Annotated in this window: 17 protein-coding genes and 3 pseudogenes; 3 read left to right on the top strand and 17 right to left on the bottom strand. The window is 41.9% G+C overall.

Translation table 11 applies throughout. The features are described 5' to 3' along the window. Nucleotides 1-49: 49 nt before the first annotated feature. The gene (locus JCM19038_RS01525; protein ID WP_042413771.1) at nt 50-247 is read right to left on the bottom strand and encodes a hypothetical protein; all 198 of its coding nucleotides are present in this window, start codon (nt 245-247) and stop codon (nt 50-52) included. Nucleotides 248-431: 184 nt separating this feature from the next. Between JCM19038_RS01525 and JCM19038_RS01520 the strand changes: the two genes are divergently transcribed. Then, nucleotides 432-695, top strand: a complete 264-nt coding sequence (locus tag JCM19038_RS01520) for a ferredoxin (protein WP_042413768.1) — start codon at nt 432-434, stop codon at nt 693-695. An 89-nt stretch (nt 696-784) separates the two neighbouring features. After that, entirely contained in the window at nt 785-2368 is a 1584-nt protein-coding gene (serA, locus tag JCM19038_RS01515) for a phosphoglycerate dehydrogenase (RefSeq protein WP_255343321.1), read from the top strand. A 49-nt stretch (nt 2369-2417) separates the two neighbouring features. Here serA and JCM19038_RS01510 read toward each other — a convergent pair whose 3' ends face one another. The 10 genes and pseudogenes from JCM19038_RS01510 to JCM19038_RS01465 all read right to left on the bottom strand — a co-directional run bounded on the left by JCM19038_RS01510 (nt 2418) and on the right by JCM19038_RS01465 (nt 12352). Further along, the gene (locus JCM19038_RS01510) at nt 2418-2804 is read right to left on the bottom strand and encodes a hypothetical protein (RefSeq protein WP_042413765.1); all 387 of its coding nucleotides are present in this window, start codon (nt 2802-2804) and stop codon (nt 2418-2420) included. A gap of 173 nt (nt 2805-2977) precedes the next feature. Then, nucleotides 2978-3539: pseudogene (locus JCM19038_RS01505) on the bottom strand (cob(I)yrinic acid a,c-diamide adenosyltransferase). An 82-nt stretch (nt 3540-3621) separates the two neighbouring features. Then, on the bottom strand, nt 3622-5397 hold the full coding sequence (locus JCM19038_RS01500; protein WP_042413762.1) for an ATP-binding protein: 1776 nt from the start codon (nt 5395-5397) through the stop codon (nt 3622-3624). Then, entirely contained in the window at nt 5394-6134 is a 741-nt protein-coding gene (locus JCM19038_RS01495; protein WP_042413761.1) for a response regulator, read from the bottom strand. The genes JCM19038_RS01500 and JCM19038_RS01495 overlap by 4 nt, the downstream gene beginning before the upstream one ends. A gap of 110 nt (nt 6135-6244) precedes the next feature. Beyond that, on the bottom strand, nt 6245-7450 hold the full coding sequence (gene ccsB / locus JCM19038_RS01490; protein WP_042413758.1) for a c-type cytochrome biogenesis protein CcsB: 1206 nt from the start codon (nt 7448-7450) through the stop codon (nt 6245-6247). A 43-nt stretch (nt 7451-7493) separates the two neighbouring features. Then, nucleotides 7494-9166: pseudogene (locus JCM19038_RS01485) on the bottom strand (cytochrome c biogenesis protein ResB). 80 nt (nt 9167-9246) lie between these two features. Further along, nucleotides 9247-9966 (bottom strand): pseudouridine synthase, encoded by a 720-nt coding sequence (locus JCM19038_RS01480; RefSeq protein ID WP_042413756.1) that lies wholly within the window; start codon nt 9964-9966, stop codon nt 9247-9249. A gap of 126 nt (nt 9967-10092) precedes the next feature. Further along, entirely contained in the window at nt 10093-10629 is a 537-nt protein-coding gene (locus JCM19038_RS01475; protein WP_042413752.1) for a spore maturation protein, read from the bottom strand. Beyond that, nucleotides 10630-11226, bottom strand: a complete 597-nt coding sequence (locus JCM19038_RS01470) for a nucleoside recognition domain-containing protein (RefSeq protein ID WP_042413748.1) — start codon at nt 11224-11226, stop codon at nt 10630-10632. Between the two features lie 4 nt (nt 11227-11230). Next, nucleotides 11231-12352, bottom strand: coding sequence for a D-alanyl-D-alanine carboxypeptidase family protein (locus tag JCM19038_RS01465; RefSeq protein WP_042413746.1), 1122 nt, complete (start codon nt 12350-12352; stop codon nt 11231-11233). A 122-nt stretch (nt 12353-12474) separates the two neighbouring features. On the opposite strand from JCM19038_RS01465, the gene JCM19038_RS01460 reads away from it, so the two are divergent. After that, the gene (locus JCM19038_RS01460) at nt 12475-13161 is read left to right on the top strand and encodes a DUF421 domain-containing protein (RefSeq protein WP_042413743.1); all 687 of its coding nucleotides are present in this window, start codon (nt 12475-12477) and stop codon (nt 13159-13161) included. On the opposite strand, the gene spoVAE is transcribed toward JCM19038_RS01460, so the two are convergent. From spoVAE to JCM19038_RS01430, 6 genes and pseudogenes are all read right to left on the bottom strand, one after another. Then, nucleotides 13158-13508 carry a stage V sporulation protein AE gene (spoVAE, locus tag JCM19038_RS01455; protein ID WP_042359139.1) on the bottom strand — a complete coding sequence of 117 codons (351 nt, stop codon included), beginning with the start codon at nt 13506-13508 and terminating at the stop codon, nt 13158-13160. The genes JCM19038_RS01460 and spoVAE overlap by 4 nt on opposite strands. A 3-nt stretch (nt 13509-13511) precedes the next feature. Continuing rightward, nucleotides 13512-14520: pseudogene (spoVAD, locus tag JCM19038_RS01450) on the bottom strand (stage V sporulation protein AD). Next, on the bottom strand, nt 14520-14996 hold the full coding sequence (gene spoVAC, locus JCM19038_RS01445; RefSeq protein ID WP_042413740.1) for a stage V sporulation protein AC: 477 nt from the start codon (nt 14994-14996) through the stop codon (nt 14520-14522). The pseudogene spoVAD and the gene spoVAC overlap by 1 nt, the downstream one beginning before the upstream one ends. A 10-nt stretch (nt 14997-15006) precedes the next feature. Continuing rightward, nucleotides 15007-15507, bottom strand: a complete 501-nt coding sequence (locus JCM19038_RS01440) for a YhcN/YlaJ family sporulation lipoprotein (protein ID WP_042413738.1) — start codon at nt 15505-15507, stop codon at nt 15007-15009. Nucleotides 15508-15756: 249 nt separating this feature from the next. Beyond that, nucleotides 15757-16335 (bottom strand): SMC-Scp complex subunit ScpB, encoded by a 579-nt coding sequence (gene scpB / locus JCM19038_RS01435; RefSeq protein ID WP_042413736.1) that lies wholly within the window; start codon nt 16333-16335, stop codon nt 15757-15759. Further along, entirely contained in the window at nt 16328-17095 is a 768-nt protein-coding gene (locus JCM19038_RS01430) for a segregation/condensation protein A (protein WP_052360921.1), read from the bottom strand. The genes scpB and JCM19038_RS01430 overlap by 8 nt, the downstream gene beginning before the upstream one ends. Nucleotides 17096-17145 lie beyond the last annotated feature (50 nt).

Raw genomic sequence — 17145 nt, 5'->3', positions numbered from 1 at the left:
GACAAGATAAAGATGACAAGCGCCACGAACACAATCGTTAACACTTGAATCAATATTGGACTTTTCGTTTGACGTTTTCTTTTCTTACTCTCTTTTGTCGTAGCAACGGACTCTTGCTCATCTGCTGGTTGTTCCCGCCTTTTTCTTCCGTATGTTTGAACCTAGAAGGGGTGGACGCTAAAGTAGCAGCGGACTCATCCTTGTCTTGTCGTTGACTCATTTCTTTACTACGATACTTTGTCCCCATATTCCTTCCCCTTTCCGTACAATTCCGAACTATATACAAGTACAGTACCGCAAGCACTCTTTTTTTACAATTCATTTGCGAAGAACTTTGTGAGAACATCGTGACACGTTCGTGAAACGGTTGATAAAATCACTTGAAAGGCATACAATGAAACGTAACTTACATGATCTGGAGGGTTTCACGAATGGCTATTTTTACAATCGTCGATAAAGATACTTGCATTGCTTGTGGCGCTTGTAGCTTAGCTGCTCCTGACCTTTTTGATTATGATGAAGAAGGCTTGTCAGAATATATTCCAGATGATAATACTGGAATGAATGCTGTGCCAGAAGAGAAAGAGGATGATTTTCTCGATGCATACGAAGAATGTCCATCTTCTTCAATTAAATATGCGAACGAACCGTTTTATCGTGATCCATTACGATTTGAAACGACATCTTCCTCGTAACTGTCGCTCTTCTCTATAGAGCATTTTTTTGACAGGTTCACTTTCATGCGTTACAGAACTACATACATAGAAAAAGGGAGCTGGGTTTGGTGAGTGTTACTGTATCATATGTGCTTGTCGCTGATTCAATGAGTACCGAAGGATTGCGTCCATTGCTTGATGATCCACGAATTGAAGTCGTCCAGAAGAAACCTTCAGAATTAGACTCGTTAGAGGATTTTGTTGCTCTTGTTGTACGAAGTGCAACTCAAGTTGATGAGGCGTTATTGTTACGCATGCCTAATCTTAAAATCGTCGCTAGAGCAGGAGTTGGTGTCGATAATATTGATTTAGATGCAGCTACGAAACATGGTGTGATTGTCATTAATGCTCCTGATGGAAACACAATTTCAACTGCTGAACACACATTCGCCATGATGATGGCACTTTCTCGTAACATCCCACAAGCGTATGCGTCTGTCAAAGCAAAAGAGTGGAACCGAAAAGCGTTTCAAGGGATGGAACTAAGGGGAAAGACACTCGGCATTATCGGATTCGGCCGCATTGGTTCAGAACTTTCTAAAAGAGCTGCTGCTTTTCAAATGTCAGTCGTCGTCTATGATCCATTTCTCACTCCAGAGCGCGCGAAAAAAGCCGGCGTTACACTCGTAGACCTTGAGGACCTGCTCAATCAAGCAGATGTCATCACTGTACACACGCCATTAACGAAAGAAACAAAAGGATTGCTAAATGAAGAAACATTAAAGAAAACAAAACGTGGTGTGTTAATCCTAAACATTGCCCGCGGTGGGATCATTGATGAATCCGCCCTTCAAAAAGCAATTGAAGATGGTCATGTAGGCGGTGCTGCACTTGACGTATTCGTGAACGAACCGACTGATAATTTTGACTTAATCAGCCTAAAACAAGTCATTGCAACTCCTCATATTGCTGCTTCCACGCATGAAGCACAAGAAAGTGTTGCATCGCAAGTTTCTTATGAAATTGCTCAAGTATTAAACGGGGCACCTGCAACACATTCCATTAACTTGCCTGCAATATCTGAAGAACTTTATGAGCAAATTAAACCGTATTATGATTTAACAAAAGTAATGGGTTATTTCGCATCGCAATGTGTTAAAACCCCAGTTCAACATATTGACGTCTCATTTGGCGGCGACATTGCAACTGAAGAGACTTCGGTACTGACGAGAAGTTTTATGTCAGGTTTTCTCTCGCCACGAGTTGACGCAGGTGTTAACGAAGTAAACGCAGGAATCATCGCCAAAGAGCGAGGCATTTCCTACAGTGAAGCTCACAGCTCAGAAAGCTACGGATATGCGAACATCATACAAGCGAACATCAAAGGAACGGCTGGTGAATTTCTCGTTCGCGGGACGTACATTGATGCTTTTGGACCGAGGATTATTCGTATTAATGAGTTTAATGTCGACCTCTTCCCATCGGGTCACTTAATTTATATTCGACACACAGACCAACCTGGTGTAATTGGTGAAATGGGGCAGGCTTTAGGGAAGCATGGCGTGAACATCGCAACGATGCAAGTCGGTCGTAAAGAAGAAGGCGGCGATGCAATCATGATGCTTTCAGTCGATAAAGAAATCCCACAGGAAGCGATTGAACAATTAACATCTGTTCCAGCAATACTCGCAGCTGACGTTATAGAACTTTAAACAATACAAAAGCCCCTTTTAGACGTCATTGTCTTAAAAAGGGGCTTTGTTATGACCTTGGAAAAAAGTAGTGAAGAATTTTCGTCAGTTGCTCGGGTTCTCTTTTCGTAAGAAACAGTGTTCCTTTGTCTGTAATTTTGAGCTCATTATTACTCAAGTGAATCCAGCCTTCTAGAAGTGAAACGTGTTGAAACAATCGATAAAGGTGTACTTCTACAGTCTTTTTGTCATGTAGCAATTGGTAGTGAAGCATCTGTTCAATATCAAGCCAAGCTTCACGACGAATCAGTCCATCCTCATCTAGCTCGACCGATCCTTGTTTTTCAATGTACTTTAACATAAAACGAAACAACGCCAGAAGCCACACTTGTTCTCGAGCCTTCGTTTGCTCATTTAACCACTTTATCGTTGAAACAGGAGTATCTCTGGCTTCCATAAGCTCGCTCCTTTGTTAGACTGTAAAGGTTGTAACGACTAGAACATTCATAATGACGAGTAAAACTCCTGCAAACAACAATACCATCCCGAATCGTTTTACATAATCCAACATGCTTTTAACTCCTAACCATATATGATTACCAACAATCAGTATATGACGTATATCTTCAGTTATTCCTTAAAAACAATTGCGCTACGCTCATACTCAACATCTGACACATTCAGAGAATGATTCACAAAACGCGCAGCGGCAAAAAAAGTAATCAGACAATCGATTTACATACTGCAAAACCGAGTCATGAATCGGCTCTTCTTGCTTAAGTTCTACTATTGCACGTTCTGCCCGTCTCGTTTCAGTGCGACATACGTGTAACGAAGCGGCTAGTTCTGAACCCCCAGGTAATATAAACCGTTCAAGTTGTGGTGATTTTTCTGTGTACGCATCAATCCACGCCTCTAATTGCTCAATCATCGCTGGTTGCACTTTTAAAACAGCATCTTCTTTCACCGTAGCAAGATCACTTCCGCAATCAAATAGTTCATGCTGAATCGTTAACAATTGCGGCTTTAAGACGTTAAGCTCAGACCGTTCACAAATGACTCTAGCTTGCCCGATAAAACTATTTACTTCGTCTAGAGCACCGTATGCATGGATTCGTAAATCATGTTTAAAACGCCTTCCACCGATCACACTCGTTTTCCCTTGGTCTCCACCTCTTGTATAAATCTTCACTCTCATCCACCTCCTAATTGTTACCTCTCATTAAAATCGTACAGTGCTCAACATTAATGAGCACTGTACTAAGTTGCTTTTTCTAGTCTTTTCGCTCTAGAGCTTTATGAAGTGTGATCGTAAATGTCGTCCCCATACCTTCTTTACTCTGAACGACAATTTCTCCTCCGTGACTTTCAATGATGTTCTTAACGATCGCAAGTCCAAGACCCGTTCCTGCATTACCACGCGTTCTGGCTTTATCAGCTTTGTAGAACCGCTCAAATACGAACGGCAAATCGCTTTCTGGGATTCCAGTTCCCGTATCCATAATGTGGATCTTTACGGTTTCATTTGTTGAAGACATGCTACACGTAATACTTCCACCAGATTCTGTGTGACGTACAGCGTTCGAGTACAGATTCGTTAACACTTGCTCAATTCGATCTGGGTCCGCATAAATGATCGCTTCTTCTTCACTAGAGTTAAAGTGCAAATCTAAGTCTGCATCTTTCGCCATTTGCTGGAATTTCTGATGCACCTTTTTCGCTAACTGTACGACTTCAAAATCTTGTTTGATGAGGGTGATATTGCCTGACTCCATCCGAGCGAGATCCAACAACTCATTCACTAGCCTGCCCATTCGAAGGGACTCATCATAGATAATTCTCGTCATCTCTTCTTTTTCTTCTTCGGTTTCAGCGACATGATCAAGCAATGCTTCGCTGTAGCCTTGCAACATCGCTATTGGAGTTCTTAGTTCATGTGAAACATTTGCGATAAAGTCTTTTCGCAGTTTGTCGTGTTGACGTTCTTCGGTCATATCACGTATAACGAGCACAACTCCTCGAACGTGGTCTTCATCGTACAACGGGGTCATTAAGGACGCATACGTTCTTCCTTGTACCGATAATTCAACCCATTCTTCTTCTTCATGAGTGACGACTTTTTGGAATAGCAATTGCAAACGTTCAGGCAACCCTTGATTCTCGTCATTCTCATAAGCATACGCTTCTAAAAAGCGTTCTGCTGGAGGATTTGTAACGACCATATCTCCCCGACGATTCAATGTAATCACGCCGTCTGCCATTGAACTAAGAATTCTCGTTAGCTGTGCCTTTTCATAATTTAACGCATTTATATTATTGTTCAATTGTCTTCTCATTCGATTAAACGCGATGGCTAACTGCCCAATTTCATCGTGTGTTAGCATCGGAACAGACGTATCGAACTTCCCTTTTGCAACTTCAAGTGTTACTTGTCGCATCTTTCGAAGAGGTGCCGTGACTCGGCTAGAAAGGAAAAAGGCAAAAAACGTTGTTAAAATTAAACCGATGCCTGCAGCAAGCAAAATAATTCGTTTCGTCTCAGCAGTCGTTTCATCCATTAAATCTAATGAATTGTATAGGAATATTGCAAATTGATCGTTTTGTGTGTATGCAGGTGCACCAACAACAATATATTCTGAAGGTTGTTCATCACCAGGCTGCTCATACGCGATTGGGCTAATGACTTGTCGCTCGCCTTCAAAGACCGCTTCAAACGTTTGATGGTTGGCAAAAAACAACGGTGGTATGTAATTACTCTCTTCTACAGCGGGATCTGTCGTCCAATATGGAATGTTTTCACGGAAAATAACGACTTTCATTCCATGCGCATGTTCTAATTGACGTACGGAGCGGAAGGACTGTGGCTGTCCTTCCCCTTGTTCAATGGTTGCAACGATAAAAGACGCATGATTACTCAGCTCATCTTCAACTTGTGATAGATGGAAGTTTTCAAAAAACTGAAAGAGCAGTATTGCTAAAATGCCCAATACTGCTGTAACGAGCATCAAAATCGTGATCCAAAGCTTCCCTACAATGCTCCGCCAAATCATTGTTTTTGCTTCACATTTTCGAACTTATAGCCAATTCCCCAAACCGTCGTAATCATGTCACCTGCGTCTGTTGAAATGCTATTTAATTTCTCACGAAGGCGTTTTACGTGGGTGTCTACAGTACGTAAGTCACCAAAAAACTCGTACTTCCATACGTCCTTTAGTAACTTCTCTCTGGAAAATACTTTATCTGGAGAACTAGCCAAGTAATAGAGCAACTCATATTCTTTTGGCGTTAGTGCGACCTCTTCCCCTTTTACCGTCACACGATGCGCATCATGGTCAATTGAAATGGCATCAAAAACGAGAATGTTCTTCGCTTGTGTGTCCGTTTGCAAATAACGCGTAGATGACGTCCTGCGAAGTAGCGCTTTTACACGTAGAATAACTTCTCTTGGACTAAATGGCTTAACGATATAGTCATCTGTACCTTCTTCAAATCCTTGGACGCGATTTGCTTCTTCACCTTTTGCAGTCAGAATAGCAACAGGCGTCGCTTTAACCGTACGTAATTCTTGTAACACCTGTATACCGTCCATGCCTGGCATCATTAAATCTAGCAAAATTAAGTCATAATCGTCTTCAGTTGCTAATTGAAGTGCCTCTTCACCGTTCTCTGCTTCGACAACCGTATATTTCTCTCGTTCCAAATACATGCGAAGAAGTCGACGAATGCGTTCTTCATCATCAACGACGAGAATTTTCACTTCATGTTCGCGTTCAAATTCAGTATCCATACACACAAACCCTCCACAACAATTATGGTTACATACGATAACAATTAGAACGAAAGAGGCGATCTTTTACAGAGCGCCTCTTTCATACTTTCTAATAAGTGAATTGCTGCTTATGCATAGGAGTGTAATCCAGCAATCACTAAGTTAACAAAAATGAGGTTAAACATAATGATAGCAAATCCGATTACCGCAAGCCAAGCAGATCGCTCACCAATCCAGTTTCTAGATAGTCTTAAGTGTAAATATGCTGCATAGAAGAAGAACGTAATTAGCGCCCATACTTCTTTAGGATCCCAACCCCAGAATCTCGTCCACGCAATTTGAGCGTAAATCATGGCAAAGGCAAGTCCACCAAGGGCAAACAATGGGAAACCAATCGCAATTGCTCGGTAACTTAATTCATCAACTGTTTGTGGCTTTACGCCTTTTAAGAGTGGTTGTAACATCGCAGCAATTCTGCGATTACGTCCAATTAAACGAATCACCCAATAAAGTAGGAAACCACTACCAAATGACCAAACGACCGTATTTAAATCTTCACTAATGATCCAATCTGGTGCGTAAAAGATTGGAGAAAAACGATCTTCTGTTTGAAGAACCCCTTCATTTGGACCGATAATCGCTGGCAAGTTGTACGTCTTCTCAGCGTCTTCGCCTTGCTCATTTACATACGTAAATTGCGCTTCATAATTTGTAGCTTCAAAAACGTTTGTAAGGATAACAAAGGCAAGACCTGTTAACAACGTATACATAATAAACTCAATACCAAACGTTCGTTTTGTCATTTTCTTACCGGACAAATCGAGAGTTCGAACTAAATAAACGAGTCCAGCTCCAAAACTAACGGCTAAAATCCCTTGTGCCAATGCCACTGTAATAACGTGAATTGCTAACCAGTTTGATTGCAATGACGGTACGAGTGGTGCAATTTCTGTTGAGAAAACGGATGCGTATGCAATAATAAGCATAATGACTGGAATCGTAAACAAACCGAGTACGTTTGATTTATAAATCCCATTGATAACAACAAATGCGAGACTAAAACAAATCGCTAAAAATGCGGTGTATTCAAACATGTTACTGACTGGCGGGTGTCCGCCTGCTGCCCACCGCGTAAAGAAATACCCAAAAGCAAATACAACACCAATGACAGTTGCAATGTACCCCCAAGTACCCCAACGGTTTTTCTTTACATCTCCTTCTTTATTTCGGAACTGACGACCTGTTACAGATAAAATGTAAAAGACTGTCGCTGCGAAATAGAAGAAGAAGGCGATGTAGAGTAGATTACTACTCAACTCTGCAAGAGAATTCATACGTGTACCTCCTAACCGCTCGTGTTAAACGAGCGGTACGCTCTTAAAGATTATCCTTTTCCTTATATTCCTTTTCATACTCTTCATCCGTCTGATCAACGGGCTCACTAAGCTCTGTTTGTTCAGTTACACTACGAATTTCTTTTTTGATGGATTCCCAGTTTTTGTTCGTGTGGGCTGCAATGAGGATCCCTCCATCATTTTCACGTTGTAACCAAATTCGACGGTGTGGCCAATACGAACCTTGTAAGAGTCCTAACAAGAATATTGAACCACCAGCAATGAGGAATGGTAGCGTCAAATCTTTACGGACCTTTAAGCCGGTGACGTGATTCGTATCAATACCTGCAAATGTAAAGGCATACTGATGTGGATCATCTTCGTCGTCTCTAATCTCAAAGTTTCTTTGGATCCGAATAAATGTCAGTTCTTCTTCTCCATCTTCATTTGTCATCTCGAAGATAAATGCCGGGTTATCTGGAACGTTATTCTCTGTTGTCGGTTCACCCGCATCGTTAATGATGAAGTTAGCAAAATAATCGTAGATGTAGACTTCTTCACCGTTATCAAGCGTATAGTAGTCCTCAGGGTTGTTTAAATCAACCGTAAATGATCCAGCAGACTCGCCTGTTTCACGATCTTCCACATCAAAACTCATCGCACTTAACTCATTTAATTTGTAATCGAGCTGATAAACAGAATAGTTATCGAAATAGAGCGGTCTGTTCACTTCAATGTCTTGTTCTGAAATGGCTTCTAATTCTCGACCTGCACCGACCGTAGACTCATCTGTTGGCTTGTATAGAATAGAGTGTGTTCGGAATGTCTCAATGTGTTCTGCGCCAGGAGCGGCTTGCATTGCCCCTTGGAAGCGCTCGTCATCTTCGTCATAAAGTTCAACGTCGAATTGTAAGTTTTCTAAGTAATAGTCTTGGCTTGTACCAGGAACTGGCACAGTTTCTCCTTCACGAACCACATGTTTGCATCCACATACATACCAGGGAAAAACCGTAACATAGCACCTACTAAAAAAATAATGAGACCAATATGGTTAACGTAAGGACCCCATCTTGCCCATCTCGCTTTTTCAGCAAGCACGTTTCCATTCTCTTCGAAAATCTTGTAGCGTTTCTTTCTCAGAAGTGACACGGCTTTGTTCATCGTCTCATCTTGGTCGGATACATTTGAACGTCCGAAAATACGTTGACGGGACATGAATTTCTCGTGACGCGTAACTCGTTGGTTTTTTAATGCTTTGTAAAGCGGGAAGAAACGGTCAATACTTGCAATCAGAATTGAAATCCCAAGTGCTGTAATGAGTAACATGTACCACCATGATCCGTATAAATTATGAAAACCGAGTGTATAGTACAGTTCTCCAGCCCAGCCGTGTTCTTCAGCATAATAAGTCGCAGCATCTTGTCCAGGCGGAATAAATAATTCTTGAGGAAAGATTGTTCCGAGTGCCGATGCGATTAATATCACGACAATGATGGTAATTCCTACCTTTACAGATGAAAAGAAATTCCATACTTTATCTATGATCGACTTATTATACGTTTGTGAACGTCGCGCTGCACCCTCATAGCGCATGTTCAATAACTCATTTGAATCGTTTTTGACGAGAGGCTTCCCGCATGAGCCACAAACTTCAGTACCGTATGGGTTCAAGTGCCCACATTCACAAATAATTTCTTTCTCTTTCAATACAATCACCTCGTCCTAACTCGTGAGGCTCTTATTTAACAACAATTATACCGACTATACGTCTAAGATACTCCACGTTTCTATGACGGTTATGTGACAGCTAATTCACGAAGTCGTGACACCTCAATTGGTTTTAACGGACGATAATCACCTGGTTGCATCGTTTCTAGTGTCAATAATCCATATTGTTCTCGCTTTAACTTAAGGACTGGATGACCAACTGCCTCAAGCATTCTCCGTACTTGATGGTTTCTACCTTCTGTAATGACAAGCTCAATAATGGACGTATCGTTTTGTTTATTACCAGATTTAAAGGAAACTTTCGCTGGCAATGTTTTTCCATCTTCTAACTGAACACCTTTGGCTAATTGCTTTAACGTTTCTCTTGAAGGCTTCCCTTTAATTTTAGCGATATACGTTTTCTTAATTTTACTTTTCGGGTGCATCATTAAATTAGAAAACTCACCGTCGTTCGTTAAAATAATTAAACCAGACGTATCGTAGTCCAAACGACCAACAGGATAAATGCGTGCTTCTTCTTCTTCAATAAAGTCGGTAACGACTTTACGATCTTTGTCATCCTTTACAGCAGAGATGACCTTTCTAGGTTTATAAAGCACATAATAAACCGGCGCTTCCTTCGTAATTGGTACATCATCTACTTCAATTGTTGCGCGCTCACCGACTTTCGTGCCGAGCGTTTTGACAACCTCGCCATTCACTTTCACACGACCGGCGAGAATTAATGATTCAGCTTTTCTTCTTGACGTAATCCCTGCTTGGGCAATTACTTTTTGCAAACGTTCCATGTCTTCACCTCGCATTTTATCATACGCTTAACACTTTGATTGTTCAAGGAGGAGACACGCCTTTTGAACATCGCTAATTTTCTTACAAAACAAAAAGACCATGCTTTTTTATCAGCATGACCTTTTTTACATCGAACCAAACACAAGAACTACGAAAAAGATTGCCGCAAGTAACCCACAAACATCGGCTAATAAACCTACCTTTAACGCATCCCCAATTTTCTTGATGCCGACCGCTCCGAAATAAACTGTAATTACATAAAGCGTTGTGTCTGTACTCCCTTGCATCGTGGAAGCCATTCGACCGATTAATGAATCCGGACCGTGAACGGCAATTAGGTCACTCATAATGCCGAGTGCACCTGTCCCAGATAACGGTCTCATGATGGCGAGAGGTACGATATCTGGTGGAACACCAACCATAGCAAGCAGAGGAGCGATGCCTGCTAAAATAAAATCTAGCGCACCAGATGCTCTGAAAATTGAAATCGCAACGAGCATCGCAACGAGTGGAGGAATGATGCCAATGGCAAGCTGAAAGCCGTCTTTAGCCCCATCAACAAAGGTTTCATAAGCCGGAACTTTTTTATAAATCGCAGTCGCTAAAATAACGAACAACAATACCGGGATTAAATACATGGAGACTGTCGATAGAATAACCATTTATCTCACCTTTTTTCGTCTCGTTCGACGCCAATGGAAATAACGATCAATGAGTATTGCACTCGTAGCACCAACAATCGTCGCAGCAATTGTCGTGCCGATAATTTCTCCAGGGTTTTGAGAATCATATGTCATTCGAATTGCTATAACTGTCGTTGGTATTAGCGTAATGCTCGCTGTATTAATCGCTAAAAACGTAATCATTGAGCGACTCGCTTCGTCTTTCCCTCCGTTTAGCACTTTTAACTGTTCCATCGCTTTGATCCCCATCGGTGTTGCTGCATTTCCAAGACCAAAGAAATTAGCGGTCATATTTGATAGAATATACCCCATTGCCGGATGATCTTTTGGCACTTCTGGGAACAGCTTGCCAATCACAGGCGCGAGAAACTTCGACAACGCCTTTAATAGGCCACCTTCTTGGGCGATCTTCATCATGCCAAGCCAGAAAACCAATACGCTAATTAAGCCAAAACTTAACGTTACAGCTTGTTCAGCCCCTTCAAAAATCGCAGCATTGACTTCATCCATCCGATTGTTAATCACTGCAAATATTAATCCGATGATTAGCATGGTCATCCATATCCAATTAATCATCGTTTCACCTCATCCATTGCTCAAATTGTTGCTTTATGCGAGACCAAAATGACGGCTTGTCGTCAACTTCTTCCTCCATTTTGAATACAGGCAATGACGTTAACGTCTGATTATCTAACATAAATTGCAAACTACCTGCACGCTCATCGTCTTCTTCTGTTAATACCACTTTCGGAACGACTCGCTTTTCCTCATCTTCTTTCAGCGGGTAACGCACACTTTCTTTTACGTACAACCCTGATAAATCTTCTTGTACTTCGCTTCTTGTAAGTTCACCTTCGTTAATGAGGGTCGTCATTTCGTAGTCACTAAACCCATATTCAAACATACGAACATGGTCGTCCCAATCAGACGGTGCATTGAGCGTGACTGCAATTAATTCCATGCCGTCTTTCTCCGCAGAAGAGACGAGTGTACGCTTAGCTCTTTTCGTAAAGCCTGTCTTTCCTCCTGTACTGTACTCGTATCGCTCTGTAAGCAGTCGGTTTTTGTTTTTCCACACTCGATCCCACGACTCGTTTTCATTCGGTGCTTTATGGATCTTTGTTCCTGAAATGTCACGAAACTTCTCGTATTTCATTGCTTCTTGCATAATCACTGCCATGTCTTTCGCACTTGAGTAATGCTCTTCATGGTCATCAAGTCCGTGTGGATTTGCAAACACCGTTTTTTCTAACCCAAGTTCATGAACTTTTTCATTCATCAAATAAACAAATCCATCAATGCTGCCACCAACGTGTTCAGCAATCGCTACAGCACTGTCATTACCAGAACGAAGCATTAAACCGTAAATCAGGTCCTCAAGCGTTACTTTTTCACCTGCACGTAAATACAAAGAAGACCCTTCGGTTCCTTCCGCGTTACTTGAAATGGTGACTTTATCATCCAGATCGCCTTGTTCAATTGCAATGAGCGACGTCATAATTTTCGTTATACTCGCAATCCTCAAACTTGTATCCGCGTTTTTCTCATACATCACTCGCCCACTATCAACCTCAATCAATACTGCCGCTTCTCCTGAAACAGAGAATGGAGCTTCGCTTGCTGGTGTTTCAGCCTGTCCCGTCCATGGATGTATGATAAATAAAAGTGCCAATACTAAACATCCAATCCCTCGCCTTTTCATCCCTTTTCCCTCCTGCCACCACACGTTACCTCAATCTATGTGATCGTTGGACAAAGTATGATTACAGAATGAAACGAGCAATCAGAGGCAAACTGTATAAAAAAAGAAAGGTACATTAATAAATGGAAAACTTACTTGCTGATTTCGCAGTCGTCTCAGGAAGAATTGTGACCATCATCCCATTACTGCTCGTCTGTACGTTGTTTATGGGAAAGCGGTCCGTTGGTGAATTGCCTGTATTTGACTACTTAATCATGATTACGCTAGCTTCAGTTACCGGTGCCGATATTGCAGATCCAACGGTTCCACATATACATACAGCTTATGCAATCGTTGCAATTGCATTTTTCCAACGGTTATGGACTTATTTAACGTTACATTATAAACAATTCGGTAAGCGGGTCACATTTGCCCCGACCATTGTCATGGAGCACGGCAAATTCATTCCAAAGAACATCCGACACATCCATTACACGCTAGACAATATTATCGGAATGTTACGGGAGAAAGACGTATTTCATCACGATTCTATTCATTATGCCATCATTGAAGCAAACGGACGTTTAAGCATCTTAAAAAATGAAAATGGACAACCAGAACGGTTGTCCTATCCTTTAATCGTCGACGGTGAGCTTGATCAGAGTACGACGAAAAAATTTCATATAGATGAACTCCAACTGATTACGATGCTAAAAAAACAGAACATCCGCTCATTAAAAGATATCTTCTATGCCGATTTGGACCATTATGGTCGCTTAACGGTCACGAAACAAAACGGTGAGCTAACGCTACATACGTTTGAGCATTAACCTTTCGGCTTAAATACGAGTGCTGCTAAGAATGAGAAGATGATCGCAGCTGAAATACCCGCACTCGTAATTTGAAAGATCCCAGTAATCACACCAATTAACCCTGTACGGTCTGCTTCTGCAAGTGCTCCGTGCACAAGTTGATTACCAAAGCTTGTGATCGGTACGGTCGCTCCCGCTCCCGCAAAATCGATCAATCGTTCATAAAGTCCAAGTCCATCGAGAACTGCTCCGACTACAACGAGCGTTGCCATCGTATGTGCAGGTGTTAACTTCAAACCGTCCATCATGAGCTGACCGACTACACAAATAAGGCCACCAACAATAAATGCCCATAGGAAAATCATCGTTTACGCCCCTTTCCGTTCAATCACAACAGCATGAGCAATGCATGGAATCGACTCTTTTTGTTGATACGTTAACGGTGAAAGAAGTGCTCCTGTTGCACAAACAAGTATTTTTTTATACTTTCCTTGTTGCATTTCTTTGTAGGATTTTACTAAAAACGACTGCTGCTGAACAACCGGTCCCACTCGCTCCTGCCATTGCTTCAGGTTCATCATCATAAATCATTAGCCCACAATCTTGGAACTTTCCTTCTGGTAAGGTCACACCTTTTTGTCGAAACCATTCAAGTGCGATCGAGCGTCCAACTTGTCCTAAATCACCGGTCAAAATTAAGTCGTAGTCTTCTTCAGACGTGTGAAAATCGTTAAAATGCGTCAGAATCGTATCCACTGCTGCAGGCGCCATCGCTGCTCCCATATTAAATGGATCTTTAATACCGTTATCAATCACTTTACCGATCGTCGATTTCGTCACATGAATGTTAGATCCAGTCGGTGCTACGAGTGCTGCCCCACCAGCTGTGACCGTTCGTTGGGCGGTTGGTGGTCTTTGGGATCCATACTCAATTGGATAGCGGAACTGCTTTTCAATAGCTGCATAATGGCTAGCCGTTCCAGCCAAAACGTATGGCGCCCCTTGTTCAACGACCATTGCAGCAAGTGATAAGGCTTCCATTGAAGTAGAGCACGCCCCAAACAGACCGAAGAACGGAATGCCTAACGTTCGCGAAGCAAAACTCGTACCGGTAATTTGATTAATCAGATCGCCACCAAATAGAAAGGCAACCTCTTCTGAGGAAATGTTTGCTTTCGTTAACGTTTCTTTGCACGCTTCTTCCATTAACTTTTTTTGAGCTTTTTCAAAGGAATCTTCATTGATCCACAAATCATCATACATTTTATCGAAATGATCCTTGAGCGGTCCTTTTGCTTCGGTCGGACCGACAACAACCCCGGACGAGACGATGCATGGCTCACTTTCGTAACGAAAGCTCTGTTTGCTAATGTACATTACATCGCCCCCCATTGACCTGTAGCGACCGTATAAATAATCCCGATAATAAAGGCTGCAACCGTACCGAATACGATTACCGAGCCTGCAAGCTTAAACATGTTACCACCAACCCCAAGCACATAACCTTCCGTTTTGTACTCAATGGCGGTTGAAGCCATTGAATTTGCAAAACCTGTAACAGGCACAGCTGTACCAGCACCTGCAAATTGAGAAAATTTATCATAAACACCAAATCCTGTGAGTAGTACTGAAATAAATATTAACGTCGCAACCGTTGGTGCTCCTACTGTAGCTTCATTGAAATGAAAAAAGTGCATGTAAAACGTGCTAATGCACTGGCCAATTACGCAAATGAACCCTCCTACAAGGAACGCTTTTATACAGTTCATGAACATGGGCCGTTTCGGTTCAATTCGACTGGCTACTTTTTGATAGGCTTCCTTCTCCATTTGATCGTCATTTTGTTGACTCATACGTTTCCTCCTATAATGGTTTCATATACTCTTGAATTTCTAACAAGCGTTCATGTGTTTCAGAGCCGCCAATTTTCTTCTCATCTACATCTTTTTCTAACTTCTTTAGTTCTTGAAACGCTTTTTGGTCGGTAGAGAAATGGAGTTGTGTCGTACTAGGTAGCCGTGCGTCTAACTTCTTTTCAGCACGTTCACCGAACTCTTTTAATTCAAATCGAATGTGATGTTCAACTTGTGGCGCTATAAAAACGTGGTTACCTAAAGAAACCGCGTATACATCTGTGACGTGTTCCAACGTTTTTGTAATGCTTTTCGCTTTTTGAGCAAGCGCTTGGTGATCTTTTGGTTGATCATTTGCATATGGCGAATGTTCCAATTGCACAGCATGTAATTCATCTGTGTGATGCGTGGATAAATCATTCATCAAAAGCTCACGACTTTCCTCTGTACACCCTTGCAACAAGCCAATAAGTAGTAAACTAACGATAAATAAAGATCGAAAGTGTTTCACGAACGTATTCACCTACTTTCTTAATTAATTTTATTGTCCGCCGAAGAACAAGGCTCATACGTGTCAATACTTTCCTAAAACAAAAAACCAGTCATGATCGGCTGGAAGAATTGTCTATTAATGGCGCGTCAGGTTACATTAAATTACTGCCTTGTTCCACGATCGCTATATATTAAGCCCGACTCTTGCGTGAACAGTAAAGCATTGCAACAAAAAAGCCCTAGTTCAATGAACTAGGGCTCACTCGTTTTATTCCTCGCTTTGAAGGTCTTTATAGTTGCTTAAGAACAAGTCCATTTGTTCTACTTCTTGGTCTTGATCATCTTCGATCTTCGGTAAATGTTGCAATGATTCAAGTTCAAAAACGTCAAGAAAACGTTCGGTCGTTACGTAAAGAATGGCACGCCCCACTCCTTTTGCCCTGCCAGACTCTTCAACTAATCCTTTACTGACGAGCGTGCTTAAGGCTCGATCTGCGTTTACGCCGCGGATTTCTTCCACATCACTCCGAGTCACAGGTTGGCGATAAGCGACAATTGCAAGTGACTCTAGAGCCGCTTGTGACAATGTTGAGCGTTCAGGCGGCTTCGCGTATCGTTCGATGTAAGAAGCATACTTCGGTCTCGTCGTTAACGTATAGACACTCCCAAACTTCATCAATTGCAATGTATACCCTTTTTCTTCATATTCCTCTTTCAAACGCTCTAACTCACGGCTCACTTTATCTTCTTCAAGTTCTAATACTGTTGCAAGTCGGGCGACGTCTATGCCTTCATCACCACTTACATAAAGAAGCGTTTCGATAATACCGGTTAACTCCTCATGCATGTACACTCATTCCTTTAGCCTGAATCCAAATATCTTCAAAATTCTCCTCTTGCTCACATGAAACATCGCCATCTTTCACGAGTTGCAAGAGCGCAATAAACGTCGTCACTTGTCTGTCCATCTCTCCGATGGCAAACGCTTGTTGAAACGAAACGGGTGCGTTTTGGTCTGCTAACACATCTGTAATAACAGTCATTCGTTCTTCAATTGAATGCCTTTCTTGCTCAACGGTCGTATGCTTTGGCGAACGCATTCGCACACGCTGTTTCATCTTTTGGAAAGCTTGGATTAAATCCGTTACAGTCGCATCGACGTCTTCATCCACTTCTTGAACTTCAGTATAATCTTTATATTGTTCAAGATCGGTCGGAGATTTGCTATAGCGTTTCGCACGATGATCGCTTCGCTCTTGTAGAGAAGTTGCTGCTTCTTTATATTTTCGATACAAATCGAGCTGCATCGCCAATTCTTCACGCGGATCTTCTTCTTCCCACTCTTCCCATTCTTCGTCATCATTTACCAACTCAGGTGTAGGCAGTAACATTTTACTTTTAATTGCCAGTAGTGACGATGCCATCACGAGGTATTCGCTCGCAACGTCCAACTCAAGTTGCTGCATCGCATGTATGTACGTCATGTATTGTGCAGTAATCTCTGCAACTGGTATGTCATAAAGATCAACCTCGGCTTGTTGTACGAGGTGCAACAACAAGTCAAGCGGTCCTTCAAAGCTTTCCAACTTTACTTGATAACGTTCCAAAATGACTCCTCCACGTTAAAAATAATGCAAGCGAGAAAAGCTCTTAGCGA

Source organism: Geomicrobium sp. JCM 19038, from assembly GCF_000698125.1.
Taxonomy (GTDB): domain Bacteria; phylum Bacillota; class Bacilli; order Bacillales; family Marinococcaceae; genus Geomicrobium_A.
This window is presented reverse-complemented; position numbering and strand designations above follow the sequence as displayed.